The 25,439-nt window shown below is 71.6% G+C and carries 24 protein-coding genes; 10 read left to right on the forward strand and 14 right to left on the reverse strand.

Features of this window, described 5'->3' with window-relative positions; genetic code table 11:
• Positions 1-3 precede the first annotated feature (3 nt).
• Positions 4-651 carry a class I SAM-dependent methyltransferase gene (locus ABFX51_RS04225; protein ID WP_091506125.1) on the reverse strand — a complete coding sequence of 216 codons (648 nt, stop codon included), beginning with the start codon at positions 649-651 and terminating at the stop codon, positions 4-6.
• 99 nt (positions 652-750) lie between these two features.
• On the opposite strand from ABFX51_RS04225, the gene ABFX51_RS04230 reads away from it, so the two are divergent.
• Positions 751-1,773, forward strand: coding sequence for an alpha/beta fold hydrolase (locus tag ABFX51_RS04230; RefSeq protein WP_091506127.1), 1,023 nt, complete (start codon positions 751-753; stop codon positions 1,771-1,773).
• Between the two features lie 5 nt (positions 1,774-1,778).
• On the opposite strand, the gene ABFX51_RS04235 is transcribed toward ABFX51_RS04230, so the two are convergent.
• The 3 genes from ABFX51_RS04235 to ABFX51_RS04245 are packed head-to-tail and all read right to left on the reverse strand — an operon-like array spanning position 1,779 to position 6,324.
• Entirely contained in the window at positions 1,779-3,059 is a 1,281-nt protein-coding gene (locus ABFX51_RS04235) for an MFS transporter (RefSeq protein ID WP_091506128.1), read from the reverse strand.
• A gap of 5 nt (positions 3,060-3,064) precedes the next feature.
• Positions 3,065-4,318, reverse strand: a complete 1,254-nt coding sequence (locus ABFX51_RS04240; RefSeq protein WP_091506130.1) for an alkyl sulfatase dimerization domain-containing protein — start codon at positions 4,316-4,318, stop codon at positions 3,065-3,067.
• Positions 4,315-6,324 carry an acetate--CoA ligase family protein gene (locus ABFX51_RS04245; RefSeq protein ID WP_218153442.1) on the reverse strand — a complete coding sequence of 670 codons (2,010 nt, stop codon included), beginning with the start codon at positions 6,322-6,324 and terminating at the stop codon, positions 4,315-4,317. The genes ABFX51_RS04240 and ABFX51_RS04245 overlap by 4 nt, the downstream gene beginning before the upstream one ends.
• A gap of 108 nt (positions 6,325-6,432) precedes the next feature.
• Between ABFX51_RS04245 and ABFX51_RS04250 the strand changes: the two genes are divergently transcribed.
• Positions 6,433-7,629, forward strand: coding sequence for a PucR family transcriptional regulator (locus ABFX51_RS04250; RefSeq protein WP_346052301.1), 1,197 nt, complete (start codon positions 6,433-6,435; stop codon positions 7,627-7,629).
• A 205-nt stretch (positions 7,630-7,834) separates the two neighbouring features.
• Here ABFX51_RS04250 and ABFX51_RS04255 read toward each other — a convergent pair whose 3' ends face one another.
• Both ABFX51_RS04255 and ABFX51_RS04260 read right to left on the reverse strand, forming a co-directional pair.
• Positions 7,835-8,875, reverse strand: a complete 1,041-nt coding sequence (locus tag ABFX51_RS04255; RefSeq protein ID WP_346052303.1) for an amidohydrolase family protein — start codon at positions 8,873-8,875, stop codon at positions 7,835-7,837.
• 109 nt (positions 8,876-8,984) lie between these two features.
• Complete coding sequence (locus ABFX51_RS04260) at positions 8,985-9,632, reverse strand: TetR/AcrR family transcriptional regulator (protein WP_346052305.1); 648 nt, start codon at positions 9,630-9,632, stop codon at positions 8,985-8,987.
• A 216-nt stretch (positions 9,633-9,848) separates the two neighbouring features.
• Between ABFX51_RS04260 and ABFX51_RS04265 the strand changes: the two genes are divergently transcribed.
• The 3 genes from ABFX51_RS04265 to ABFX51_RS04275 all read left to right on the forward strand — a co-directional run bounded on the left by ABFX51_RS04265 (position 9,849) and on the right by ABFX51_RS04275 (position 13,415).
• Entirely contained in the window at positions 9,849-10,652 is an 804-nt protein-coding gene (locus ABFX51_RS04265; protein WP_346052307.1) for an SDR family NAD(P)-dependent oxidoreductase, read from the forward strand.
• A 30-nt stretch (positions 10,653-10,682) separates the two neighbouring features.
• Positions 10,683-11,810 (forward strand): DUF5938 domain-containing protein, encoded by a 1,128-nt coding sequence (locus tag ABFX51_RS04270; RefSeq protein ID WP_346052309.1) that lies wholly within the window; start codon positions 10,683-10,685, stop codon positions 11,808-11,810.
• 66 nt (positions 11,811-11,876) lie between these two features.
• Positions 11,877-13,415 (forward strand): acyl-CoA synthetase, encoded by a 1,539-nt coding sequence (locus ABFX51_RS04275; protein ID WP_346052311.1) that lies wholly within the window; start codon positions 11,877-11,879, stop codon positions 13,413-13,415.
• Between the two features lie 255 nt (positions 13,416-13,670).
• On the opposite strand, the gene ABFX51_RS04280 is transcribed toward ABFX51_RS04275, so the two are convergent.
• From ABFX51_RS04280 to ABFX51_RS04305, 6 genes are read right to left on the reverse strand one after another with little or no spacing between them, the layout of a single operon-like run.
• Entirely contained in the window at positions 13,671-14,345 is a 675-nt protein-coding gene (locus tag ABFX51_RS04280; RefSeq protein ID WP_346052313.1) for a GntR family transcriptional regulator, read from the reverse strand.
• A gap of 30 nt (positions 14,346-14,375) precedes the next feature.
• Positions 14,376-15,212, reverse strand: coding sequence for an amidohydrolase family protein (locus tag ABFX51_RS04285; RefSeq protein WP_428832436.1), 837 nt, complete (start codon positions 15,210-15,212; stop codon positions 14,376-14,378).
• Positions 15,212-16,129: an aldo/keto reductase gene (locus tag ABFX51_RS04290; RefSeq protein ID WP_346052317.1), complete on the reverse strand. Its 918-nt coding sequence runs from the start codon at positions 16,127-16,129 to the stop codon at positions 15,212-15,214. The genes ABFX51_RS04285 and ABFX51_RS04290 overlap by 1 nt, the downstream gene beginning before the upstream one ends.
• Complete coding sequence (locus ABFX51_RS04295) at positions 16,126-16,896, reverse strand: SDR family NAD(P)-dependent oxidoreductase (protein WP_346052319.1); 771 nt, start codon at positions 16,894-16,896, stop codon at positions 16,126-16,128. Before ABFX51_RS04295 ends, ABFX51_RS04290 begins: the two co-directional genes overlap by 4 nt.
• Positions 16,897-16,904: 8 nt before the next feature.
• Positions 16,905-17,228, reverse strand: coding sequence for an L-rhamnose mutarotase (locus ABFX51_RS04300; RefSeq protein ID WP_346052321.1), 324 nt, complete (start codon positions 17,226-17,228; stop codon positions 16,905-16,907).
• A gap of 2 nt (positions 17,229-17,230) precedes the next feature.
• On the reverse strand, positions 17,231-18,091 hold the full coding sequence (locus tag ABFX51_RS04305) for a fumarylacetoacetate hydrolase family protein (RefSeq protein WP_346052323.1): 861 nt from the start codon (positions 18,089-18,091) through the stop codon (positions 17,231-17,233).
• A 186-nt stretch (positions 18,092-18,277) separates the two neighbouring features.
• Between ABFX51_RS04305 and ABFX51_RS04310 the strand changes: the two genes are divergently transcribed.
• Genes ABFX51_RS04310 through ABFX51_RS04320 form a run of 3 tightly spaced genes read left to right on the forward strand, consistent with a single transcriptional unit; the run spans position 18,278 to position 22,128 of the window.
• On the forward strand, positions 18,278-19,639 hold the full coding sequence (locus tag ABFX51_RS04310) for a sugar porter family MFS transporter (RefSeq protein WP_346052325.1): 1,362 nt from the start codon (positions 18,278-18,280) through the stop codon (positions 19,637-19,639).
• 31 nt (positions 19,640-19,670) lie between these two features.
• A complete protein-coding gene (locus ABFX51_RS04315) occupies positions 19,671-20,759 on the forward strand; it encodes a mandelate racemase/muconate lactonizing enzyme family protein (protein ID WP_346052327.1) in 1,089 nt (362 codons plus the stop codon).
• 10 nt (positions 20,760-20,769) lie between these two features.
• A complete protein-coding gene (locus tag ABFX51_RS04320; protein WP_346052329.1) occupies positions 20,770-22,128 on the forward strand; it encodes an MFS transporter in 1,359 nt (452 codons plus the stop codon).
• Here ABFX51_RS04320 and ABFX51_RS04325 read toward each other — a convergent pair.
• Positions 22,119-22,946 (reverse strand): LysR family transcriptional regulator, encoded by an 828-nt coding sequence (locus ABFX51_RS04325; RefSeq protein WP_346052331.1) that lies wholly within the window; start codon positions 22,944-22,946, stop codon positions 22,119-22,121. The genes ABFX51_RS04320 and ABFX51_RS04325 overlap by 10 nt on opposite strands.
• 70 nt (positions 22,947-23,016) lie before the next feature.
• Here ABFX51_RS04325 and ABFX51_RS04330 point away from each other — a divergent pair, with 70 nt between their 5' ends.
• Positions 23,017-23,736 (forward strand): SDR family NAD(P)-dependent oxidoreductase, encoded by a 720-nt coding sequence (locus tag ABFX51_RS04330; protein WP_346052333.1) that lies wholly within the window; start codon positions 23,017-23,019, stop codon positions 23,734-23,736.
• 39 nt (positions 23,737-23,775) lie between these two features.
• The gene (locus ABFX51_RS04335; RefSeq protein ID WP_346052335.1) at positions 23,776-24,282 is read left to right on the forward strand and encodes a L,D-transpeptidase; all 507 of its coding nucleotides are present in this window, start codon (positions 23,776-23,778) and stop codon (positions 24,280-24,282) included.
• Between the two features lie 6 nt (positions 24,283-24,288).
• Here the strand turns inward: ABFX51_RS04335 and ABFX51_RS04340 are convergent, their stop codons facing one another.
• Positions 24,289-25,392 carry a serine hydrolase domain-containing protein gene (locus ABFX51_RS04340; protein WP_346052337.1) on the reverse strand — a complete coding sequence of 368 codons (1,104 nt, stop codon included), beginning with the start codon at positions 25,390-25,392 and terminating at the stop codon, positions 24,289-24,291.
• Between the last annotated feature and the right edge of the window lie 47 nt (positions 25,393-25,439).

Consider the following 25,439-nt stretch of genomic DNA (forward strand, 5'->3'; position numbering starts at 1 on the left):
ACCTCAGTTGAGTGGCCGCGCCACGCCCGTGACGAGCGGGCGGACCACCGACGGCATCCCGCGCCACGCCGCCGTGTCCACGTCCAAGGTCTCGAAGCGCCGGCCGATGAGCCCGAGCGTGTCGCGGTCGCACCGGCACCCCTGGGCGAACGCGGCCCACGGCCCGGCCAGCCGTGACTGCCTGCGGGCCAGCCTGGTGTCCTCGGCCCGCACGTGCTCGCAGAACAGCAGCCTGCCGCCCGGCCGCAGCACGCGCACGAGTTCGGCGAGCACGCGGTCGACCTCGGGGACCGTGCACAGCACGAGCGTGGACACCACCGTGTCGACGCTGTGGTCGGGCACCGGCAGCGCGTCCGCAGTGGTCTGAACCACGTGCACCGACTCCCGGCCCGCCGCGCGGCGGGACAGCCTCCGGTACATCGCCGGCACCGGCTCCGTGAGCAGGACCTGATCGACCTCCCGCGGGTAGTGCCGCACGTTGAGCCCGGTCCCCGCGCCGATTTCGACCACCCTGCCCCGCGCCCCACGCAGCAGTTCCGCCCGGCGTTCGGTCATGCCCAGCCGTTCGCCGCGGTGGATGAACGGTTCGTACACGAAAGCGCCGAACCGTTCCCAGACCCCGTCCCGCGCCGCTCTCTTCTTCCCGGTCATGACGGCCAGTCCACCAGCCGGTGGCCACCACGCGCATCGCCCGTCTTCGCCATTCCGCGCATGGCCGGACCGGGCCACGGCAGCGCCTAGACTGTGCCGATGCGGGCCGGGGACCAGGTGGTGCGCTTCACTGCCGCGGGCGGCCGGAGGGTCGCGTGGGCGTGCGCCGGTTCGGGCCCGCCGCTGGTCCTCGGCGGCTGGTGGTGCGGGCACCTGGAACTGGACTGGCGCAACCCGCTGTTCCGGCGGTTCACCGAACTGTTCACCGACCGCTTCACCCTCATCCGGTACGACCGGCCCGGCACCGGCATGTCCGGGCGCACCGGCCCGCCGCCCACGAGCCTCGCCGAGGAGGTCGCGGTGCTCAGCGCCGTCGTCGACGAGGCGGGGGAGCGGGTGTCCCTGTTCGGCGGCTCGTCCGGTGGCTGCGTCGCCGCCGCCTACGCCGCCGAACACCCGGAGCGCGTGGACCGCCTCGTGTTGTACGGCAGCTACGCGCACGGCGCCGACATCGCCACCGCCGAGGCGCGGGACTCGATACTGGCGGCCGTCGCGCGGCATTGGGGCGTGGGTTCCCGCCTGCTGGCGGACGTCTTCCTGCCGGGCGGAACCGCGGCCGAGCGGGAGGAGTTCGTCCGGCTCCAGCGCGCGAGCGCGTCCCCGGAGAGCGCGGCGGCCTCGCTCGCCGCGCTGTACGGCTTCGACGTGCGCGACCGGCTGGGCACGCTCGAAACCCCGGCTCTGGTCGTGCACCGGCGTGACGACAGGGCGATCCCGTTCCGGCTCGGCCAGGACGTGGCAGCTCGCGTCGGCGGCGCCACGTTCGTCCCGCTCGACGGCGACGACCACCTGCCGTGGCGCGGGGACGTGGAGTCGGTCGTGCGCGCCGTGCGGGACTTCCTCGGCGCGGGCCCCCGCGCTCCCGCCACCGGCGGGCTGTCCGGCCGCGAGGTCGAGGTGCTGCGCCTGGTCGCCGGGGGCCTCAGCGACCGGGAGATCGCGGAGAGGCTCGGGATCAGTGCCCACACCGTCCACCGCCACGTGGCGAACATCAGGACCAAGCTCGGCCTGCCGACCCGGACCGCGATCGCGGTGCACGCGGCGCGGTCCGGGTTGATCTGAGCGGGCTACCCCGCCCGGAGCCCCAGCCGCCGCGCGTCGCGCTCAGGGCGGACGAAGAGCACCGCCAGCAGGCCGCCCACGACCGACAGCACGCCCGCCACGACCCACGCCGGCGTGTATCCCACGGCTTCGACGATGCGGCCGGTCACGTACGGCGCGAGCAGGCCGGCCGTCGTGATGAGGCCGATGCTGATCGACAGCACCGCCCCGCGCCTGCGGACCGGGCTGATCTCCGCGTTCACCGTCAGCACGATCGCGAACACGATCCCGCCGAGGCTGAACGCGAGGGTGAGCAGCGCCAGCCGCACCGCACCGCCCGCCAGCGGGAACAGCAGCATCGCCAGCCCGGCGACCCCGACCGCGACACCGCCGAGCACACCCCGGGCGAGGCGGCTGGGCACCCCGCGCCGCATCAGCCACTCCGTCACCGCGCCCTGCGCCAGGTTGAACACGGCCAGCGCCGCCCACGGCAGGATCACGAGCGTGCCCGTCGTGCTGACGCTGTAGCCGAGCCCGTTCTCCAGGTACGGCGGCACCCACGCGGTGAGCAGCGCCAGCGTCCAGTAGGCCGCGAACCCGGCGGCGAACCCGCCCAGCCACGTGCCGCTCAGCAGGATGCGGCGGTAGGGCACCGCGGGCTCGTCGGCCGGGGTGGGCGCGGCCGTGTCCACGACGGTGCCCTCCCTGCCGAGGACGGCCCACACCACGACCCACACCATGCCCACGGCGAACAGGGAGAAGAACGCCCACCTCCATCCATAGTGGACAATTACCGCGGTCAGCAGCGGCGCGCCGAGCGTCACGCCGATGGCCGAGCCCATGTTCAGGATCGCGCTGGGCAGGCTGCGTTTCTCGTTCGGGAACCACTTGGCGGCCGCGTGCATCGCCATCGGGTTCGCCGGGCCCTCGGCGGCGCCCAGCACGACCCGGCAGGCGAGCAGTACCCCGAACCCGGCGCCGCCGAGCACGGGCACCTGCGAAAGCGCCCAGACCACCGCCATCACCAGCAGCACCCACTTCGTCGCCACGCGGTTCGACACGAACCCGACCACGACGGCGGAAACGCTGAACAGGAAGTAGAAACCGCTGGAGAGCAGGCCGTACTGGCTGGGGGACAGGTGCAGATCGTGCATGATCGGTTTCGCGGCCAGCCCGAGCACGGCCTTGTCCGCGAAGTTGATCAGCATGAACGCCAGCAGCAGGAAGGTGATCAGCCAGGCGCGGCCGGCGCCCGGTGTCCCCGTGGTGGCCCGGGCCGCCGTGGACCGGGTCGCGGAAAGGTCCATGGCCCTCAGCCCTCCTCGTCGACGAGTGTGCGCGATTCCCTGGCGGCCCAGGCGTAGATGCCCTTGGCCATCGTCGACGTCGAGGCGGCTTCCAGCGCCGCGAACACCTCCGCGCGAATCGCGTGCACGTGGAGGTTCTTCGGTTCGGCGTCGGCGGCGAGCTGGGCGAAGTGCCCCGCGAGCCGGTGCTGTCCCGCGGCGAGCAGGTCCTTGGCGTGCTCCGCGAGCCGGTCGGCGCCGCCGGTCAAGGCCGCGAGCTCGCGGGAAAGGTCCTCGCGGGGGGCGGGTTTGAGGTGCGCGGGATTGCCGTCGTACCAGCCGCCGTAGAGCCGCCAGACGTTGCGCACCACGAACTCCGGCTCGTCGTAGGACGGTTTCAGGTACGGCTTGGCCAGCAGCTCGGCCGGGGCCGTGACACCGTGGATCACCTCGTCGAGGGTCGCTCCCGCGTTCATCGCTTCGAGGGTCTGGTCGTGCAGCGTCTCCAGGAACTCCGCGGTGTCGGTGAGCGCCGCTCGCACCCGGTCCGCGCCGACGACCGGGACGCCGTGGCCGGGCAGCAGGAGCTCCGCGCCGAGGCTCGCCATCCACCGCAGGTTCCGCGCCCACTCGCCCGCGTAGCGCTGGACCTTCTGCGGGTTGCCGGGGTTGGGCGAGGCCCAGATGAAGAAGTCGCCGCAGCACAGGATCCGGCGCTCGGGCAGCCAGGCGATCGTCGCGTCGTCGGTCTCGCCGCGTCCGTGCCGCAGGTGCACGTCCAGCTCGCCGACGCGCACCGTCGTCGTGTCGCGGTACGTCACGTCGGGGTAGCGGTGGTTTTCCGGCCAGCGCACGGGAACCTGGAACTGGCGTTCGTTGATCACGGTGTTGTAGCCCGCGGTGGCGGCGTACCGGCGGAACCGCGCGGGCAGGTTCTCGTGTGCGATCACCGTGGGCCGCCTGCCGCCCTCGGCGTCGAACGGGACGACGCCGCGCGTGTGGTCGAGGTGCCCGTGCGAGTAGACAGCGGTGTGCAGGGGCGCGTCGGTGCGGGCGCGGGTGGCGTTGAACAGGTCTTTCGCGGTGCGTTGTTCGCCGGTGTCGAAGCAGAACAGGCCTTCTTCGGTCGGGAACAGGTAGACGTTGCCGAAGGCGGGCCACATCCACACGCCCTCGGCGATCTCGTGCAGGCCGTCCTTGCGCAACCGTCCAGTGTGGAAGAAGCCGGGGTCGGCCTCACCGCGCCAGACGCGGTCGGCGTAGTCCAGGAGTTCGGTCACGGCTGTCCTTTCGAGTAGGTGATCAAGGCGTCCACGGCGACCAGCTCGTCGCCGGTGAGGCACAACGGGTTCACGTCGATCTCGGCGATGTCCGGTTCCGCGGTGAGCAGGTGCACGACCGCGGCGAGCGCCGACCGGGCGGCCGGGGCGGGCACCCCGAGGACGGACTCCGCCCAGGTGGCGAGCTCCGCGAGCTGGTCGTCGTCCGCGGGCAGCAGCAGGGCACGCCGGGGCGCGGCGGGATCTTCGGCGCGGTCACCGCCCTCGCCGAGCAGGAGCGCCGTGCCGTAGACCGGGTCGCGCACGGCGCCGAGCGCGACCTCACGGGTGTGGGCCAGTAGGGGTTGTGCGACGAGCATCCGCCGCGGGTCCGCGGACACCTCCGCCAGCCGTTCCGCCAGCGTGGCGGCGGCCGTGGGCAGTTCACCCGCGGTCACCCCGATCCGCACCAGCCCGTGGCGGGCACGGTGGGGCACGTCGTCCGCGTCACCCTTGAGCACGAACGGACCCGGCCAGTCCCGCACGGCTTCGGCCAGCTCGGCGGCATTGGGGGCGGAAACCGTTGGTACGTGGGCGATCCCGGCCTCCGCGAGCACCGGCGCCGCGTGCAGTTCCGACACCACCCGCTGCCGCGAATCCCCACGACTCGGTGTGGGTTCGGCCGACGGGGGATCGGGCAGCAGCACCCGCAGCCGCCGCCGGAGCGCGCCGATGCTCGGCAGCACCGTTTCCGGGCTGGCCAGCCGGGCGAGCTCGCCGGGTGGCGCGCAGGCCCACACGAACCAGGCCGGGGTGGACAGCCCCGCGGTGATCCCGGCGAGCGTGCGGTAGGTGTCGAGGAAGCGGTCTCCGAAGGTCAGGTACAGCACGATGCCGTCGACGTCCGGGGCCGCGTCGAGCACGCCGAGCAGGCCGGTGATCCGGTCGAGCGCCCGGTCGAAGTTCCCGCCGAGGTCCACGGGATTGGCGTCGGTGGCCCCGATCCCACCGATCTCCGCGAGCCGCGCCCGGGTCTGCTCGCCGAGCGGTGGGACACGGGCGCCCAGTGAGGTCAGCACGTCGGCCAGCACCCCGCCCGCCCCGCCCGACATCGTCAGCACCGCCAGCCGGGGCGCGGGCGGCAGCGTGACGCGCTTGCGGGCACACAGGACCGCGTCGACGACCTGCTCGTCGTCGGTGACGAGGTGGATGCCCTCCTGACGGCACAGCGACGCGAGGAGCAGGTGGTCCCCGGCGACCGCCGCGGTGTGGGACAGCGCGGCCCGCCTGCCCGCGGCGCTGCGCCCGACGCTCAGCGCCACGATGGCCTTGCCCGCCCGCCGCGCCCGGCGCCCCAGTTCACGCAGGCCGGCGGCGTCCCGCACGCCTTCGAGGTAGAGCACCAGCACGCCGGTCTCCGGCTGGTCCAGCAGGTAGGCGCCGAGTTCGGTGGCGGACAGGCACGTCTCGTTGCCGGCGCTCGCGTAGTAGGAGTAGCCCACGCCCGCCTGTTCCAGCAGGTCGGCGAGCACGAAGCCCATCGCTCCGCTCTGCGTCACGATCGCGACGGGACCGGGGTCGGCGCGCTCGCGGTCCAGGAAGCGCGTGGTGGACAGCTGCACCGAGGCGGGGCGGCTCACGATGCCAAGGCAGTTCGGCCCGAGCACCGGCATCGACCCGGCGGCGGTCCGCAGCTCTTCCTCCAGGTCCCGGTTGCCACCCTCGGCGAAGCCCGCGGCGTACACGATCGCCGCGCCTGCCCCGATTTCCCTGGCCTCGCGCAGGAGATCCGGCACCGTGGCGGCGGGCGTCGCGAGCACCACCAGGTCCGGGGCGTGGCCGATCTCGGCCAGCAAGCGCACGACCCGCGCGCCCGGCAACGTCAGCTCACCCCGGGCCACGGCGACCACCTCCCCGCCGTAGCCCCCTTCGAGCAGCCGCCGCACGGTCATACGCCCCCACGACGCCGCGTCCGTGGCGGAGACCCCCACCACCGCGATCGACTTCGGCCGGAAGATGGCTTCCAACGAAAACTCCTTTGTGATCGCCGTCATGGACACTGTTCCAACTGTCGCCGCTGGTGATCCGTCCGCGGAAGCGCTCTTCGTCCACGGTTCCGGCTATGCTGCTGTGACATGTCACAAGCACCCTGGGATCGGCTGGAGCGGCGGACACAGGCTGTGGCCGAGCGTGCCGTGCACGCGTACGCGGCGGCTTCACCGCACTACGGCGGAGTGGTTCCGGAGCACCTCGAACTGAACATGGCGCACACCTGCCGGGAGATCGTGCGGCTGTACGTGCGCCTGGTGCGCGAGCGGCGTGACCCGCGTGAGGACGAGCTGCGGCTGTTCGCTGAACGGGGTGCCGATCGGGGTGCGGAACGGTTGCCGGTGGCGGAGCTGCTGCAGGCGTATTTCTTCATCGCGGAGGCGATCTGGGCGGAGTTGTCCGATGTGTCCGCGGACCTGCCGGCCGAGGCGGCGGGGACGTTGTTCCGGTGCATCCACCGGGTGGCGCACGCGGGCGTCCAGGCGCACCAGGAGGAAACCGAAGCCGCCCACGGCGAAGAACGCGAGGCGATGCGGGACGTCGTGCGCGCCCTCGTCGCCGGTGAACCAGCGGCGGAACTGGCCGCGCGCTTCGAGATCCGGCTCGCGGACGCCTACGGGATCCTCGCGCTACGGCTCGCCGCACACCCCACGGAAGCCGTCGAGGACACGGTCGGCAGGCGGCTCGCCGGACACCGCAAGGTCCACCGGCTGATCCAGCACCTGCGCCGGGAACTACCGGACGCGCTGGCCGCACTCGACCCCGGTGGCGGTCTGGTCCTGGCACCGTCCACATCGGACCCAGCGGCGATCCGTGCGGTACTGCCGAAACTCCAGCGCGCCACGGGGATCGCGATCACCGCAGGTTACGCGTACGCCCCCACGGTGGCCGACATTCCCACGGCAGCGAACCAGGCGAGAAAGTTGTTGGAGCTGACACGCGAACCGGGCGAGGTCGCAGTGTTGGAGGACCGCCTCTTCGAATACCAGATCGCCCACGACAGCGAAGCGCGCCCACGCCTGGCGTCGATCGCGGCCCGGCTGCGCGAAGAACCGGAACTGCTGACGACGATCACCACCTACTTCGCGACGGATTTCCACCGCCGGGAAACCGCAAGGCGCCTGCACGTCCACCCCAACACGGTGGACAACCGCCTGTCGAGGATCACAACGCTCACCGGCGCCAACCCCCGCACCGCACAAGGCTTGCTGGTCCTGGGCGCCGCGCTGAGCCTGGCAACAGCAGCCACCACACCCACCCCCGCCCCGATCCCCAGTTGCTGAACACTCAAGGATCGGGGCGCGGGCAGGACGCTCCGCGCCCGGTGGAGTTGAGTGATCACCCCGTCGCCTGCGGTTTGTGCATATCGCTTTGACCCAGGGCCGCAAGCCTGGCAAGGCAACCGCAAGCGAGCAGAAAGGTTGCGGCCCTGGCTCAAAGTGATCCACCGGTATCAGACGACGGGATGATCGCCGGACTCTCGGGGTGTCAGGCGGACCGCTTCGCCCCGGGGAGGTGGCCGGTCAGCCGTTCCCAGTTGCCGGATCCGATGGCAACCTTCTCCTCGTCGGTGAACGGGGCGTTTTCCAGGAAGGAGCGGGCGACGCCGCCGCTGGTGTCGAGGTAGGGGAAGCCTGCGGGCCGGTTGCCGAAGGTGTACGGGTAATCGGTCGAGTAGAGCATGCGGTCGGTGCCCACGACCTCCGCCGTCCACCGGAGGTAGCGTTCGCTGACCGTGCCGCTGCCGGCGATCCAGAAGTTCTGCCGGAAGTAGTCGATCAGCGGCTGCCGCAGCCCGGCCATCTCCTGCATGTACCCGACGTGGTCGAGGTAGAACAGGACGACCTCGCCCCAGTGCCCGGCGATCACCTGCAGCCCGGGATGGCGGTCGAACACCCCGGAGAAGATCATCCGCAGGTACTGCACGCCGAGGTCGTAGTACCAGCCGAGGCCCGCGGTCGCCAGCGCCGGGCCGATCCCGCCGGGCAGCCCCGAGTAGTACGCCTGCTGCACCGCCGGCAACGGGGTCTGCGGGTGGAAATGCAACGGGACGCGCAGTCGTTCGGCCGTCGCGTACAGGTCGTCGAACTCCGGGGCGTCGGCGAGCTTGTCGCCGGTGCGGCCGTTGACCATCGCACCGCGGAAGCCGAGCTGGGTGACCGCCCGCTCCAGCTCCGCCGCGGCGTCCTCGGGCGAGGGGGTCGGGAGGGTCGCGAACGCCTGGTACCGCTCCGGGTGGGCGGCGACGATCTCGGCCATGGCGTCGTTCGCTTCGCGGGCCACGCGTACCGCATCGGCGGGCGGCAGGTTCTGCACCCCGGGAGAGGTCACCGACAGCACCGCGACGTCGATGCCCTGCTCGTCCATGTCCGCGAGCCGCTGCTCGCCGACGTCGCGCAACCGCCGCATCACCGGGTGGTCGTGCGGGTAGGGTCCGCCGCCCGTGACACCCGCCTTCTTCCACGCGTCGCTGACGACGGGGAGGACCAAGTGCTCTTCGAGCCCCACGATGCGTATCTTGCCGGACATTGCTGCCTCTTCCTGCTGTTTCCAGTGATAACGAAATAATGGTAGCACTGGAAACATGAGGGCGTGGTTCATCGCCGGTGCTGGTCACGGATCGGCGAGGGGGCCGGGCTCAGTCCTGCTCGGTCCCGCCGGTGACGAGCAGCGCGAACACGCGGGGGAACTCCTCCTCGGCCGCGTGCACGGCTTCATCCACTCCGGACAGTTGTGCGAGTAGCGCGCGGTGGAAGATCCCGTCCAGCATGGCGTAACTCGCCGCGGACGAGGTGGCCGGCTCCGCGCCGGCGAGCTCGGCGTAGCGGCTGACCACCCGCCAGATCATCAGTTCGCGGCGTTCGTCGATCTCCAGCACGTCCTTACGGAACGACTCGTCGAACATGCTCTGGTTGCGCAGGTCGTACCAGAGCCGGTGCAGCCGCGCGTCCTGCCGCAGCGTCGTGAAGAACATCTCGGAGAACTCCTCGCGCAGCTGCCGCGCGCTCGTCGCCCTCGCCACGACGTCGTCGTAGCGCGTGACGCACACGGCCTCGTACTGCCGCACTGCTTCGGTGACGAGGTCGCGCTTGTCCTCGAAGTAGTAGTGCAGGACGCCGTGGGAGAACTCCGAGTTCTGTGCGATCTCCCGCAGGCTGGTGCGTGCGTAGCCCAGCTCGGCAAGCGTGTGCAGGGTCGCCACGGCGAGCTCGGTCCGCCGCGCGTCGAACTTGTCGACCTGGCGGCGGGCTATCCGCTCCCGCTTGCGCTCGGCTACCTCGGTCACCACGTTTCCCGTCCACTGGCCCACCCGCTCCCGCGGCCTCGTCCGACAGTTTAACGCCCTCTCCGGGCTCCCACCTGGAGTCTTTGACATGCGTCCAAGAAACTCTGGACGAGTGACCAAGAAAATCTTGACGACTGTCCAGATATCCGCTTACGGTGAGGCGCGTGTCACACCCCGGGGTGCGGCCGACCAGCGATCTCAAGGAGGAGATTTCGGATGACGAGGTATGACTTGGCCGGCCGGAAGGCCCTGGTGACCGGCGGTGCGCGCGGGCTGGGCGCCGGGATGGCGGAAGCGCTCGCCGAGGCGGGTGCGGCCGTCGTGATCGCCGACGTGCTCGAAGACCTCGGCAAGGAGACCGCGCAGGCGTTGCGTGACGCCGGGGCCACCGCCGAGTTCGTCCCGCTCGACGTCACCGAGGACTCCAGCTGGGAGCAGGCCGTCCACTCGGTGCTCGACGCGCTGGGCGGTCTGGACATCCTCGTCAACAACGCAGGGGTGGAGATCACGAACCTGCTCGTCGACCTCGACCCCGTCGCGCTGCGCAAGATGCTCGACGTCAACGTGGTCGGCACCGCGCTCGGCCTCAAGCACGCGTTCCGCACGATGCGGCCCGGCGGCGCGGCGGGCGACGGCGGCGTGGTGATCAACATCGCGTCGGTGGCCGCGACGATCGCGTTCCCCGGCATCGCGGGTTACTCGGCGACGAAATCCGCCATCGACCGGCTCACCAGGGTCGCGGCGGCCGAGTCGGGCAAGCTCGGCTACGGCGTCCGGGTCAACTGCGTCTACCCGGGGCTCACCCCCACCGCCATGGGCAACCAGCTCGCCGTGGACTGTGCCGAACTCGGCCTGTTCCCCTCGCCCCAGGACGCCGTCGAAGCCGTGGTCGCGCTGACCCCGGGCGGGCGGCTGGGGCGGGTCGGCGACATGGCGAGCGCCGTGGTGTTCCTCGCCTCCGACGCCGCCGAGTTCATCACCGGGGCCGGGCTCCCGGTCGACGGCGGCATGGGCATGTGAACACCCCGACAACTACGAAAGGCAACCATCGTGGCCACTGACAAACCTGTCGTCGTCTACGGCGCCTCCGGTTACACCGGGCGCCTCATCTGCGAGTACCTCCGCGAGTACGGCATTCCGTTCCTGGCCGCGGGCCGGGACCTCAAGCGCGTGCAGGAGGCCGTCGCCGGGGTGCCCGGCGTCGACACGGTCGAGCACGAGGTGACGGAGGTCGAGCACAGCGTGCCCGCGCTCACCGAGGCCTTCCGAGGCGCGAAGGTCGTGCTGAACACCGTCGGTCCGTTCGCCCGCTACGGGCACGAGGTCGTGGAGGCGTGCCTGGAGATCGGCGCGCACTACACCGACACCAACGGCGAGCAGAACTGGATGATCGACGCGGACGAGCGCTACGGCGCGGAGTTCGTGGCGCGGGGGCTCGTGCTGACACCGGGACTGGCGCAGATGTACACCATCGGCGAGATCGCGGCGAACATCTGCCTCGAGACGCCCGGACTGGACACATTGGACATCCAGGTGTTCTGGAAGGGCCACCCCACGGTCGCTTCGACGAACACGATCCTCACCAACGCGGCCTTCGCCAAGGCGTACTACCTGGAGCAGAACGAGTACGTGGAATGGCCCGCGGACGCCGGGCTCTACGACGTCGTCGTGCCGGGGCAGCACGAACTGGGGCTCGCGCTGCCGTGGGGCGGCACGTCGCACCCGTTGTGGTTCAAGAAGGACCCGCGGGTGGCGAACGTGCGGGCGCTCGGCGGCGTGTTCAACCGGCCGCTGATGCAGGGCGTGCCGCAGATCGTGGCGGCGGCGCTGGCGCGGATGGAGGGGTGCTCGGAGGAGGAGAAGTACCGGATCATCGACGAGCAGTCCGCGCTCATCCGCAGTGAGATGCCGCCGAGGGAGAACCCGCGGATCAACACCTCGCTCGATTCCGTCCACGCGTCCGGCCCGCTGGGCCGCGCGCACTGCGTCATCCACGGCAACTGCAACTACAAGCAGACCGCGCTGCTCAACGCGCACGCGGCGGCACACCTGCTGCAGGAGGCGCCGCGCCGGACCGGGTTCGCCTCCAGCTGCCAGGCGTTCGGCTACCGCGAGCTGCTCGGCACGCTCCGCGCGTTCGGGCTCGTGCTCGAACCGATCGTGGAAGTCCACCACTGAACTGCCGTGCCGGCCGCCGCAGGGGACGGCCGGCACGGTGTCCACTCCAGACAGTGAGGTCGAGCAGTGCGGCTGGCTGATTACCTGGACAAGGGCGCCTCGCTCGGCGGCGACGCCCCTTGCCTGACCATGAACGGGAAGACGCTGGGCTACGACGAGGTGGTGCGGCGCTCGCGCGAGGTCGCCGGAGCGCTGCAGGCGTCGGGCATCCGGCGTGGCGACCGGGTCGCGGTGTTGTCCGGCAACGACCCGCTCGCGCTGACGTGCGTCTTCGGGATCTCCCGGGCTGGTGCGGTGTGGTGCCCGGTGAACCCGCGCAACGAAGCCGAGGAGAACCGGCAGCTGCTCGACCTGTTCGGCTGCCGGTGCCTGCTCTTCCAGCGGCGGTTCGCGCCGCTCGTGGACCGGATCCGGGACCGGCTGCCCGAGCTGACGGTCCTCGTCTGCCTCGACGGCGCGGTCGACGGGGCGGTGGGCTTCGAGGAGTGGATCGATGGCGCTCCGGAGCCCGAGGAGGTGCCCGTGGCGGCGGGGGAACTGTGCATGCTCGCCGGAACCGGTGGTACCACGGGAAAGCCGAAGGGGGTTCGGCTCACCGCGGAGAACATGGCGACGGCGACCGCGCTGACGCTGATGAGCTACCCGTTCGGCGACCGGCCGCGGTACCTCGCGCTCGCCCCGCTGACCCATTCCGCGGGCGTGCTGACGTTCCCGGTCCTCACCCTCGGCGGGGAGGTCGTGATCATGCCGGAGCCCGATCTCGGCGAGTTCCTGCGGCTGATCGAACACCACCGCGTCACCCACGCCTTCCTGCCGCCCACCGTGATCTACGGGCTGCTCGACCACCCCGCGCTCGACTCGACGGACCTCACGTCGCTGCGCTGCCTGTGGTACGGCGCCGCGCCCATGTCGCCGACGCGGCTGGAGGAGGCGCTGGTCCGGATCGGGCCGGTGCTCGGGCAGCTGTTCGGCCAGACCGAGGCGCCGAACATGATCTCGACGCTCGCGCCCGCCGAGCACTTCCACGAGGACGGCACGATCGCGCGGGAGCGGCTTTCGTCCGCGGGAAGGCCGACTCCGCTGACCCAGGTCGCCGTCATGGACGCGGCCGGAGCGCTGCTGCCGCGGGGAGCACGCGGCGAGATCGTGGTGCGTGGTCCGCTGGTGATGGCCGGGTACCACGAGGACGCGGAAGCCACGGCGGCGGCGAGCAAGTACGGGTGGCACCACACGGGCGACGTCGGTTACCTCGACGAGGAGAACTACCTGCACATCGTGGACCGGATGAAGGACATGATCATCACCGGCGGGTTCAACGTGTACTCCGCGGAGGTCGAGCAGGCGCTGCGGGCCCACCCGGCCGTGCAGGACTGCGCGGTGCTCGGCCTGCCGGACGACAAGTGGGGCGAGCGGGTGACCGCGGTCGTGCAGCTGCGGCCAGGCAGGGAGGTGGCCGCGGGGGAGCTGGTGGCGTTCGTGAAGGAACGGCTGGGCAGCGTCAAAACGCCGAAACAGGTGGAGATCTGGCCGGACCTGCCCCGGTCGAAGATCGGGAAGGTCCTGAAGCCGGAGATCAGGAGTCGGTTGGTACCTGTTCGGGGGTGAGGGCCACCTGCTCGGCGTGCTCGCCCGGTGGCGGGCCCGCAGCGCACTGCACACCGCGGACCGGGGCCGCGAGTACCGCTGAGGGTGGCCCCGCTTGCATGCCGGGCGCGCTGTCGTTCCAGGCCGAGCCGCGCGCGTCCGGTCGTGGCGTGGCGGGGAAGCGGTGGGTGGGTCCACCGCCGTAGAGGTGGGCGGAGGCGGCCCACCGGCCGAGCGCGGGCTTGGCGCGGAGCGGGCCCAGCCGCGGGAAAGCGCTTACGCCGCTTGCCGGGCGCGTTGCCGTTCCAGGCTGAGGCGCAGGTGTTCGGTCATGGCGTCGGCGGCGCGGGTGGCGTTGCGGCGGAGGATCGCGCGCAGGATGCGTTCGTGCTCGGCGAGGGTCAGCGGGCCCGCGCCCGCCACGCCGCCCAGGCGGAAGATGTGCAGGTGCGAGTGCAGCCGGTGGACGGCGTCCGCCAGCAGGGGGCGCGCGCTCGCGTCCGCGATCGTGTCGTGGAAGAGCTGGTCCAGCGCGGCGAAATCGCCATAGCCCGCGTAGCGCTCGCCGGAGTACGGGCACGCGCGCATCTTTTCGAGGATCTCCTCGATCCGGTCGAGTTGCGCCTCGTCGCAGTTCTCGGCGGCGAGGGCGGCGGCCCGCGGTTCCAGCAGCAGGCGCATCTCGAAAAGCTCCTCCAGCCCCTGCGGCGTGAGTAGCTCGGTGGCCCGGTACCCGGCCAGGGAGCGCTTCGTGACCAGCCCGTCCGCGGCGAGCCGGGCAAGCGCCTCTCGCACCGGCGTGGGGGAGACGTCCAGCTGCCGCGCGATGGCGTCGATGCCGACCCGCTCGCCCGGTTTGATCTCGTGGTCCATGACCATCGCCTTGACGGCCTCGTACACCGTGTCGGCCAGGACCTGGCGCTGCGGCACCGTCCGCTTCTCCGCGAGCACGTCCCCTCCTCGGCCGTCGTTTCCGACATCCTATAGGTTCAGACCGTACACCCTCACGGCATTGCCCCCGAACACCCCCGCGCGCTCGTTTTCGCTGAGCGCCTCCGTCAGCGTCTCGGCAGTACGCACCACCCGTTCGTAGTCGGCGGCGAGCGTGCACACCGGCCAGTCCGAGCCGAACAGGATCCGCTCCGGGCCGAACAGGCCGAGCGCGTGGTCGGCGTACGGGCGGAGGTCACGCACGGACCACCGGTCCCAGTCCGCCCCCGTCACCAGGCCCGACAGCTTGCAGTCGACGTTCGGCAGCGCCGCCAACCGGGCCAGGTCGCTCGCCCAGGGCTCCCACCCGCCCGCGGCCACGGTGGGTTTGGCCAGGTGGTCCAGCACGAACCGGCATTCAGGCACCGCCGTGACGGTTTCCACCGCCGCGGGCAGCTGTGCCGGCGTGACCAGCAGTTCGTAGACCAGCCCGGCGTCCGCCACGGCACGCAGCCCCCGCCGGACGTCTTCGCGGCAGAGCCACCGCGGGTCCGGCTCGTCCTGCGCCTGGTGGCGGAGACCGCGCAGGTGGCTGCCACCGGGACGTTCCCCCAGAGCGGCAAGGCGTTCGGCGACGTCGGGTGCCGTCAGATCGGTCCAGCCGACGACGGCCGCCACGGGGCCTGCGAGCGTCAGCAGTTCAACGGTCTCCTGCTCGTCGGACACGGTCTGGACCACCACGGTCGCCGTGACCCCTTGGGCAGCTGCCTGCGGGGCCAGCTCGGGCAGGCCGAAGTCCCGCCGGAGCGGGGCCAGCGCGGGCCCGGTGATCCAGGGCTGGTCCCGCACTGCGAGATCCCACACGTGATGATGCGCGTCGACGCGGATCACGGCAGTAATCCTTCGGCAGCCAGGTCCGTCCACAACGCGGCGGGCACGTCCGCCGCCGCCGCGGTCACGTTCTGCCACACCTCGGCCGGGTCGCGCATGCCCACCAGCACCGTCCGCACAGCGGGATGATCCCGGCTGAAGGCGAGTGCCGCCGCGGCGAGGGAAACGCCGTGGCGGGCGCAGATCCGCGCGATCGCCCCCGCGCGCCGCACGAGCGCGTCCGGCGCGGGCCCGTAGTCGTACGGGACGCCGGGGCGCGGGTCGGCGAGCAGGCCGCTGTTGAACACCCCGGCGTTGACGACGCCGACCCCGCGTTCCGCGCACAACGGCAGCAGTTCTCGCCCGGCCGTCGCGTCCAGCAGCGTGTACCGGCCCGCGATCAGCAGGCAGTCGATCTCGGTCTCCCGCACGAACCGCGCCGGGACGCGGGTCTGGTTCATGCCGACACCGATCGAGCTGACCACGCCTTCGTCCCGCAACCGGGCCAGCGCCGGGTACGCCTCGTGCAGCGCCTGTTCCTCGTGGTCGTCCGGATCGTGGATGAACAACACGTCGACGCGGTCGAGGCCAAGGCGCTGGAGACTTTCGTCGAGCGAACGCAGCACCCCGTCCCGGCTGTAGTCGAGCACGCGGTCCCGGTGTGGCGTGCCGTGGAACCCGGCCACGCCGTCACGAGCGGGCCCGGGCACCAGCAGGCGGCCGACCTTTGTGGACAGAATGAACTCCGGGCGTGGCTTGCCGGCCAGGAACCGGCCGAGTCGCTCCTCTGACAGGCCGACCCCGTAGTGCGGGGCGGTGTCGAAGTAGCGGATCCCGGCGTCCCAGGCGGACTGGAGCACGGCGTCCGCCTCCTCGTCGGTCATCGGCGCGAACAGCCCGCCCAGTGTCGCGGCGCCGAAACCGAGCTCGGTCACCGCTGGTTTCCGGGGCGCAGCCGCAGGTTCTGCATCCCGCCGTCGACCGCCAGCGCCGTGCCGGTGGTGGCGCCGGCCGCCGGGCTCGCCAGGTAACAGATGGCGGCCGCGACCTCCTCGGCCGTCACGAGCCTGCCGGTCGGCTGGCGTGCTTCCAGCGCCGCCCGCTCGGCTTCGGGATCCGTTGCGGCATCGAGGAGCCTGCCGACCCACGGGGTGTCGACGGTGCCGGGGTTGACGCAGTTGACGCGGACGCCCTCGGGCAGGTGGTCGGCGGCCATCGCGCGGGTCAGCGCGAGCACCGCGCCCTTGCTGGCCGAGTACAACGCGCGCTGGGGCAGGCCCGCCGTGGCCGCGATCGAGCAGGTGTTGACGATCGCGACGGTGCGTCCCGTCGCGGCGGCCGTCCTGCGCAGCAGGGGCAGAGCGGCGGCGCTGACCCGGGCGATGCCGGTGACGTTGACGTCGAAGACGCGCCGCCACTCGGTTTCGTCGTTGTCCTCAACCGTGCCCTGCGCGCCGATCCCGGCGTTGTTCACCAGCACGTCGAGCCGCCCGTGCCGCTGCTCGATGTCTTCGAACGCGGCCCGCACCGAGGCGGTGTCCGTGACGTCGCAGGCGTAACCGTCCAAACCGGACTCCAGCCCGTCCGCGGCGCGGTCCAGCACCGCGACCGCCGCCCCGCGCCGCGCGAGTTCCCTGGCCGTCGCGAGGCCGATCCCCGAGGCCCCGCCCGTCACGGCCGCCACCAGTCCGTCGAATTCCATGTCCGTCCTCATTCCAGGAGAAAGATCTGTTCCGCCGTCGCCCACCACTCACCGGGCCGCGCCTCCGGCACCGGTTCCTGGCACGGTCCGGTCAGCTGCCACCACCGCCGCGTCGCCTCGTCCGCCGCCATCGCGGCGAGGTCGGCCTCCAGATCGTGGCCGGTGTACTCGAAGTAGGCGATGAGCCGGTCGCCGAGCAGGTGGATCGAGTAGTTGGTGATGGAGCTGCGACCGAGCCGGTCCAGCACGGGCTCCGGCACCGCGCGGTGCAGCTCCCGGTACTCGGCCAGCTTCTCCGGCTTGACGCCGATGACCTGCAGCACCCGCCGCACGGTCACTTCCGCGCCCGGACGTGCTGCCGCTGGCTGCCGAGGTGCTCGATCTCCAACTCGACCACGTCGCCGTCGCGGAGGTACGGGAACCGGCCCGACAGCGCGACGCCCTCCGGGGTGCCGGTGTTGATCACGTCGCCGGGCTCCAGCACCAGGTAGTGGCTGAGGTGCTGGACCAGCTCGTGCGCGCTGAAGATCATGTCAGCGGTGCTGGAGTCCTGCCGCGGCTCGCCGTTGACCCGGCTCGCCAGGCGCAGCGCCTGCGGGCCCGCGGGCAGGTCCTCCGCGGGCACGAGCCACGGCCCCAGCGGGTTGAAGGTCTCGCAGGACTTGCCCTTCGACCACTGCCCGCCCGAATCGTGCAGCTGGTAGCGCCGTTCGGACACGTCGTGTGAGACGGCGTACCCGGCGATGCAGGCCGCGGCCTCCTCCTCGGTTTCGAGGTAGCTCGCCCGCTTCCCGATCACGATGGCCAGTTCGACCTCCCAGTCCACCTGCTCCGCGCCGGGCGGGATCACGACGTCGTCGTACGGGCCGACGACGGTGTTGGGGTGCTTGAAGAAGATGATCGGCGCGGCCGGGGGTTCGCTGCCCGATTCGGCCGCGTGCGCCGCGTAGTTCTGCCCCACGCACAGGACTGCCTGGGGACGCGCGACGGGTGCGGCGATCCGCAGCGCCTCCGCGCCGGGGACCTCCGGAAGCGTGCCCGCGCGCAGCGCCTCACGCACGCGCGCCACTCCACCCGCCGCCAGGAAGGGGCCGTCGATGTCGGCGGTCAGCGGGACGAGGTCCCGCAGGACCCCGTCGTCGTCCCGGACCACCGGTCGTTCCTGGCCCGGTTCTCCGACTCGCATGAGCTGCACGCGGCCTCCTCCTCACACTGGCGACGTTGACGCCATGAAACATATAGGAAACTGCAAGGTGAGCCAAGATCGCACGACGATCCATCCCAGCTGCTCCTGCTAGAGGGCTTGACTTTGTTGCCAATGCGACCAGTAAGGTGAGTGCGCTCCTATTTCCTATAGGAAGTGCCACTTCAAGGAGGAAGCATGGCAGGTTCCGCGTCCCTCGCCGGTACCGACCGCGCCGGATCGTCAGCGCCCCCGGTGCCCCGGTTCGTGCGGGTGGTGGCGGTCCTCGGCGGGATGGCCGGGCTGCTCTACGGCTACGACTCCGGCGCCATCGCCACGGCGCTGCCCTTCGCCACCGAGCGGTTCGGGCTCACCTCGACCGAGCAGGGGCTGGTGACCAGCCTGATCCTGCTGGGCGCACTGCCGTCGATCGTGGGCGGCGCGCTGGCGGCCAAGCGGTTCGACCGCCGCCACCTGCTGATCGTCGCGGGGGTCGTCTTCGTCGCCGGGTCGCTCGGCTGCGCGCTGTCCACGAACGTGGCCCTGCTGCTGGTGTCCCGGTTCGTGCTGGGCCTCGCGGTCGGGCTGGCCAACATGTTCGGCCTCATCTACCTCACGGAACTGGCGCCGAAGCGGACGCGCGGGCTGATCAGCGCGCTGTACCAGCTCAGCGTCAACGTCGGCATCCTCGTCGCCTACGGGGTCGGGGACGCGCTCCGCGGCGCCGGTGCCTGGGACTGGATGCTCGGCCTCGGCGCGGTCCCCGCCCTGTTCTTCTTCGCCGGCATGCTGTTGAGCCCCGCCAGTCCGCGGTGGCTGACGTTGCGCGGGCGGGAGGAGGACGCGCGCCGCGTGCTGCTGCGGCTGCGGTCGTCGGAAGCCGAGGCGGACGCCGAGGCCGCGGAGATCCGGCAGAGCCTGAGCCGGCAGGGTGCGGGACTGCGGGAGCTCTACCGGCGCTACCGCCGGGCGGTCAACCTCGGCCTGGTGCTGACGTTCTTCCAGGTCTTCACCGGGATCAACGCGGTGGTCTACTACGCCCCGACCGTTTTCGCCGACGCCACAGGGCATTCCGGGGACACGGGGATCATCGCGAACTACAGCGTGGGCGGCGCGCTCGTGCTGTCGACGGCCCTGTCGCTGCCGCTCATCGACCGGTTCGGCCGCGTGAAGCTGCTCGCGCTGAGCCTCGGCGGGCAGGTGCCGCCGCTGGTCCTGCTGGCCCTGTTCCCGCACGTGTCGGCGCTCGACATCGGCTGCGTGTTCGTGTTCACCTTCGCGTTCGGCTTCGGCCTCGGGCCCGTGTTCTGGCTCTACATCCCGGAAATCCTGCCGCTGCGGGCCCGCGCGATCGGCATGGGGCTGATCACCTTCGTGCAGTACCTGTTCAACTTCCTGTTCTCCCTGACCTTCCCCGACCTCCTCGGCGCCATCGGGTTCTGGGTGTTCGGCGGCTACGCCGTGCTCTCCGCGCTCGGGCTGGCGTTCGTGCTGACGCGTGTACCGGAGACGGCGAACCGGTCGCTGGAGGAGATCGAGGCGGGCTGGCGGACCACCTAGTTTTCCTTACCCGACAACGAAAGACGGTGCCTTGAGCAAGATCACCAACGTGGAGTGCCTGCTGGTGTTCCTCGAACCCGAGACCGTGCGGACCGATGCCACGCAGACCTTCGTGCGCCAGGAGACGATCCTCGTCCGGATCGAGACCGACGACGGCCTGTCGGGCACGGGCTATTCCTACACGATCGGCACCGGTGGGAGGGCGGTGCTGTCGATGCTGCGGGACCACCTCGTCGAAGGCCTGCTCGGCGCGGACGCCCGCGACGTCGAGGCGATCTGGGCGAGGCTGCTGGGGAGCACGCGTGCCACCGCGATCGGCGTGCTCACCTCGCTCGCGCTCGCCGCGGTCGACACCGCGCTGTGGGACCTGCGGTGCCTGCGCGCGGGGGAGCCGCTGTGGCGGCTGGCGGGTGGCGCGCACGAGCGGCTTCCGGTGTACGACACGGAAGGCGGCTGGCTGCACCTGACGACGGACGAACTGGTCGCGAACGCCCGCGCGGCGAAGGCCGCGGGCTTCCGCGGCGCCAAGTTCAAGGTGGGCAAGCCGACTGCGCGGGAGGACGCCGAACGGCTGGCCGCCGTCCGCGAGGCGGTCGGCGCGGACTGGGAGATCATGGTCGACGCCAACCAGTCCCTCACCGCTGCCGAGGCGATCCGGCGCGCCCGCACCTACGAACCGCTGGACATCGCGTGGTTCGAGGAGCCGCTGCCCGCGGACGACGTGGCCGGTCACGGGCGCCTCGCGCGCTCGACGAGCGTGCCGGTCGCGGTCGGCGAGTCGGTCTACAGCGTGGGCCAGTTCGCCGAGTACCTCGCCGCGGGTGCCGCCGGGATCGTGCAGGTCGACGTCGCGCGCATCGGGGGCGTCACGCCCTGGCTGAAGGTCGCGCACCTCGCCGAGGCCTTCAACGTCACGGTAGCCCCGCACTTCCTGATGGAGCTGCACGCGAGCCTGGCGTGCGCGGTGCCCGCCGGGATGTACGTCGAGCACATCCCGCAGCTGGCCGCCATCACGCGGCGCGGGCTGGAGATCGACGACGGCTGCGTGGTGCCGCCCGGGGAGCCGGGGCTCGGCATCGACTGGGACTGGGACGCGATCGCGGACCTCCGCGTCGCCTGAGGAGAGAACCATGACAGAGTCGTCTGCCATGCGGCGGGTCGTGCCCGCCGCCCTGATCGGTTCCGCACTCGAGTGGTACGACTTCTACCTGTACGCCTCGGTGTCGGCACTGGTGTTCAACAAAGTGATCTTCCCCGGTGGCAACGCCTTCGTGTCCACGCTCGCGGCGTTCGCGACGCTCGCGCTCGGGTACTTCATCCGCCCGCTGGGCGGCGCGTTGTTCGGCGCGATGGGGGACCGGGTGGGGCGCAAACCGGTCCTGGTCGTCACGTTGCTGGTGATGGGCGGAGCCACCGTGCTGATGGCGGCGGTGCCGACCTACGCGCAGGCGGGGATCTGGTCGCCGATCAGCCTGCTGGTGCTGCGCATCGTGCAGGGCCTCGGCGCGGGCGCCGAGTTCGGCAGTTCCGCGGTGCTGTCGGTGGAACACGCCGACCCGAGGCGGCGCGGGCTGCACGGCGCGTGGCCCGCGTCCGGGGTGTACCTCGGGCTGCTGCTCGCGTCGGGCGCGGTCAGCCTGGTCACGCTGCTGCCGCACGACGACTTCCTCGCGTGGGGCTGGCGGCTGCCCTTCGCGGCGAGCGTCCTCGTGATCGTCGTCGCGATGTTCATCCGGTTGCGGCTGCACGAAACCCCGGCGTTCCGGCACATCGACCGCGACGCGCAGGTGACGCGGACGCCGCTGCGGGAGGTGTTCGCGCACGAGCGCAAGGGGGTGCTGGTGCTGATCGGCACGCAGAGCGCGCAAAGCGTGATGGCGTACCTGTTCCTCACGTTCATCACCGCCTACGTGACGGGCACGCTGCACATGTCCGATTCGGCGGGCCCGTTCGCGGTCACCATCGCCGCACTCGCGACCCTGGTCACCCTCCCGCTGTTCGGCGCGTTGTCCGACCGCATCGGACGACGGCCCGTGCTGTTGTTCGGAACTGTCTTTTGCGGACTGTTCGCGTTTCCGTTCTTCTGGATCGTGGACGGCACGCACAGCAGGGGCGGGCTGACCGCGGCACTGCTGCTGGGGCTGGGCATCGGGATCGGCGCCATGTTCGGACCGCAGGGCGCCTATTTCGCGGAGCTGTTCTCGGCCCGCGTCCGGCTGACGGGGATGACGTTCAGCCGGGAGATCGGCGGTGCGCTCGCGGGCGGGCTGACGCCGATCATCGCGATCGCACTGGTCGAGTGGACGGGCGGCCGGTCGTGGGCGGTCGCGTTGTTCGCGGTGCTGGCCTGTGCGCTGCTGGGCCTGCCTGCGGTGCTGTCCGGCCCGGAAACCCTCGGCCGTTCACTGCACGCACCGACGAAACGGGAACTGGAAGCGTCGACGGGAACCTTCGCGGACGAGGCCGATCCGGTGGTGCCTCAGGGGTGACCGGCCGCCACTTCGGCGGCGGTGCGGACGAACGCGGCGAGCGCGCGGTCCCGGCGGTCTTCGGGCCAGGCGGCGAGCAGGGTCGTGTGCCCGCCCTCCACGGGCACGGCGACCAGCTCGCCGCCGAGGCGGACGGCGACCGATTCCGGGAGGACGGCGATCATGCGTCCCAGCGCGATCAGCTCGGCCACCTGCCCGGTGTCGGTGATGACCGGGCCGGTACCCGGGGACCCCTCGCTCCAGCGCGGGACGACCTCGCCCGCCAGGTCCGCCATCCGGACGCGGGCACGGCCCGCGAGCCGGTGTGTGCGGGGGAGCACCACGAGTTCACCCTCCGTGAGCAGTTCCTCGGTGGCGAGGCCGGACAAGTCGGGCTGGGGCAGGCGCAGCAGGGCGAGGTCCGCGGTGCCGTCTCGCAGCAGAGCCGTCTGCTCGCCGAGGCCGCAGACCAGCACCTCGACATCGACCGCGTCGGGGTGCTCGGCGAACCGGGCGAGGACGGGTTCGAGCAGGCCCGCGTCACCACCCGGCTTCATCGCGACCACGAGTTGTGGCCGCGCGCCCGCGCGGCGGGTGAGCCGTTCGGCCACCGCGAGCGTGGCCAGCGCCTTGCGGCCCTCACGCAGCAGGACGTCCCCGGCGGCGGTCGGCGTGACCTGGCGGCTGGTGCGGTCCAGGAGCCGGACCCCGAGCCGGCGTTCCAGGCGCTGGATCGCACGGGACAGCGGGGGCTGGGCGATGCCGAGCCGGGCGGCGGCGCGGCTGAAGTTGCGTTCCTCGGCGACGGCCACGAAGTAGGCCAGCTCCCGCGAGTCCATACCTCCAGGGTATAGGTGCGGGTCCCGATCGATCTTGGCTCCGGTGACCGGCAGCTGGTGGGCTGGCGGCATGACAGACAAGATCGCTTTGGTCACCGGGGCCAGCAAGGGGATCGGCCGTGCCATCGCGGCAGGGCTCGCCGACCGGGGCATGACGGTGCTGATCGGCTCACGCGACGCCAGGCAGCGCGACGCGGCGGTGCGGCACCTGGGAGCGGCACAGGGCATCGAGCTGGACGTCACGGATCCCGCCACCCTCGCCTCCGCGGCCAAGACCATCGCCGAGCGGTACGGACGGCTGGACGTCCTGGTCAACAACGCCGGGATCACGGGGAACGAGCGGCAGATCCCCGGCAGCGGTGACGCCGCCGCCGAAGTCCGCCGGGTGTTTGAAGTCAACGTCCTCGGCGTCGTCGCGGTGACCGAGGCGATGCTGCCGCTGGTGCGCCGCTCGCCCGCCGGGCGGGTGGTGAACGTGTCCGGCCGGGCGGGCTCGCTGACCACGATGGCCGCGCCGGACGGGGAGCTGGCCGACCTGCCGCCCCTGCTGGGCTACCCAGCGAGCAAGGCCGCGCTCAACGCCATCACCCTGCAGTACGCGAAACACCTGCGCGGGGACGGCATCCTCGTCAACGCCGTCTGCCCCGGCCCCACCGCGACCGAGGGCAACGGCTTCACCGGCGGGCGCACGCCGGAGCAGGCGGCGGTGGTCGCCCTGCGGATGGCCACCCTCGGCGACGACGGTCCGACCGGCACCTTCACCAGCGAGGACGGGCCCATCGCCTGGTGAACGCTCAACCTTTCACGGTGCCCACTCGTAGTAGGCGCCGTGAAAGGGAGAACTCTGTGGGTTTCGACGGCCCTCCTCGCGTTCGCCGCGGGCTGTGCCCCGGCCGCGGGATCGGCGCCGGTGCTCACTTCGACGACCGCGGCTCCGGTGTCCACCACGCCGCCACCACCGGTGACCAGCACGCCGGAAGTGCCTCCGCCGTGCGGTCCCGCCGTCGCGGCCTGTGTGAGCCTGTCGCGGAAGAAGGCGTGGCTGCTGCGGGACGGGGTGGTGGTGCTGGGGCCCGTGCAGGCCGAGCCGGGCGGCCCGGAGAGCCCGACGCCGGTGGGGTCGTTCCGGGTCGAGTGGAAGGACCGCGAGCACTACAGCAGCGAGTACAACCACGAGCCGATGCCGAACTCGGTGTTCTTCGCGGCGGGTGGGATCGCCTTCCACGCGGGCAGCCTGGAGCGGTCGTCACACGGGTGCGTGCACCTGTCCGACGCCGATTCCGCCGCCTTCTTCGACGCGCTGGGGGTGCACGCCAGGGTGCAGGTCGTCGACTGAACCCGGTCACAGCAGGGCCATCGACTCCCACATGGCCATGGCGAGGCCGAGGCCGCGGACGTCGGCCAGCCCGCCCGCCATGCGGTTCGGGGTGTAGGCGAACGTGACCCCGGCGTCGAGGTCCACGATGGCGAGCGAGCCGCCGAGGCCGCCCCAGTACAGGGTGTTCGGGTTGGGCATCAGGCCGCCGGAGACGGCGAACCCGAGCCCGAAGCGCAGATCGAGGCCGAGGACGAGGTCCCGGCCTTCGACCTGGACCTGGAGCGCGCGGCGGCCGCCCGCCTCGGAGAGCAGGCCGCGCCCGCCACCCGCGAGGACGGCGAGCACGTCGGCGACCGAGCGGGCGTTGCCGGTGCCGCCCGCGGCGGGGATCTCGGCGCCGCGCCACGCCCTGCTGCCGGTGACCGCCACGTCGAACGGCGGGTTGCCGGACGCGTTGGCCTGCAACGGTGTCGGTTCGGCGAACAGCGGGGTGTCCGTGTCCGGGGGGATCATCTCGGCCACGCGGCCGTCCTCCGCCGCGGGCAGTCCGATGTGGAAGTCGGCACCGAGCGGCGTGGCGACCTCCTCGCGGAAGAACGTCCCCGGGGTGCGGCCGGTGACGCGGCGCACCACCTCGCCGATCAGGTAGCCGTGCGTGAGGACGTGGTACCCGCTCGCCGTGCCAGGAGGCCAGAACGGCGCCTGCGCGGCCAGCAGATCCGTCGCCTTCTCCCAGTCGTACAGATCTGTCAACGAGATCGGCCGCTCCCAGCCGGACAGCCCGGACGAGTGGCTCAGCAGGTGCGCGACGGTGATGCCGTCCTTGCCGTTCGCCGCGAACTCCGGCCAGTAGCGCGAAACGGACGCGTACAGGTCGATTTCCCCGTGATCGGCGAGCAGCAGTGCGGTCAGCGCCATGACGGTCTTGGTGACCGAGTAGACGTTGACGATCGTGTCCCGCCGCCAGGGCCGGGTCCGCGCCGAGTCGGCGAACCCGCCCCACAGGTCGACCACAGTCCGGCCGCCGACGTTCACGCACACCGAGGCACCCACCTCGGCACCGCTGGCGAGGTTCTCTTCGAACACCGCGCGCACCGGGGCGAACCGCTCGTCCGCGAAGCCCTGCACGGCGCGGAGTATCCGGCCGCGGACCTCGGCGGCGCCACTGGTTATCC

This window comes from Amycolatopsis dongchuanensis (assembly GCF_039542405.1).
Classification (GTDB): Bacteria; Actinomycetota; Actinomycetes; order Mycobacteriales; family Pseudonocardiaceae; genus Amycolatopsis_E; species Amycolatopsis_E sacchari.

Coding starts and splice junctions, on each gene's coding strand:
- ABFX51_RS04320 (WP_346052329.1), top strand. CDS start 20,770: ATGACAGAGTCGTCTGCCATGCGGCGGGTCGTGCCCGCCGCCCTGATC.
- ABFX51_RS04250 (WP_346052301.1), top strand. CDS start 6,433: ATGTCACAAGCACCCTGGGATCGGCTGGAGCGGCGGACACAGGCTGTG.
- ABFX51_RS04230 (WP_091506127.1), top strand. CDS start 751: ATGCGGGCCGGGGACCAGGTGGTGCGCTTCACTGCCGCGGGCGGCCGG.
- ABFX51_RS04225 (WP_091506125.1), bottom strand. CDS start 651: ATGACCGGGAAGAAGAGAGCGGCGCGGGACGGGGTCTGGGAACGGTTC.
- ABFX51_RS04265 (WP_346052307.1), top strand. CDS start 9,849: ATGACGAGGTATGACTTGGCCGGCCGGAAGGCCCTGGTGACCGGCGGT.
- ABFX51_RS04330 (WP_346052333.1), top strand. CDS start 23,017: ATGACAGACAAGATCGCTTTGGTCACCGGGGCCAGCAAGGGGATCGGC.
- ABFX51_RS04295 (WP_346052319.1), bottom strand. CDS start 16,896: ATGGAATTCGACGGACTGGTGGCGGCCGTGACGGGCGGGGCCTCGGGG.
- ABFX51_RS04325 (WP_346052331.1), bottom strand. CDS start 22,946: ATGGACTCGCGGGAGCTGGCCTACTTCGTGGCCGTCGCCGAGGAACGC.
- ABFX51_RS04310 (WP_346052325.1), top strand. CDS start 18,278: ATGGCAGGTTCCGCGTCCCTCGCCGGTACCGACCGCGCCGGATCGTCA.
- ABFX51_RS04235 (WP_091506128.1), bottom strand. CDS start 3,059: ATGGACCTTTCCGCGACCCGGTCCACGGCGGCCCGGGCCACCACGGGG.
- ABFX51_RS04255 (WP_346052303.1), bottom strand. CDS start 8,875: ATGTCCGGCAAGATACGCATCGTGGGGCTCGAAGAGCACTTGGTCCTC.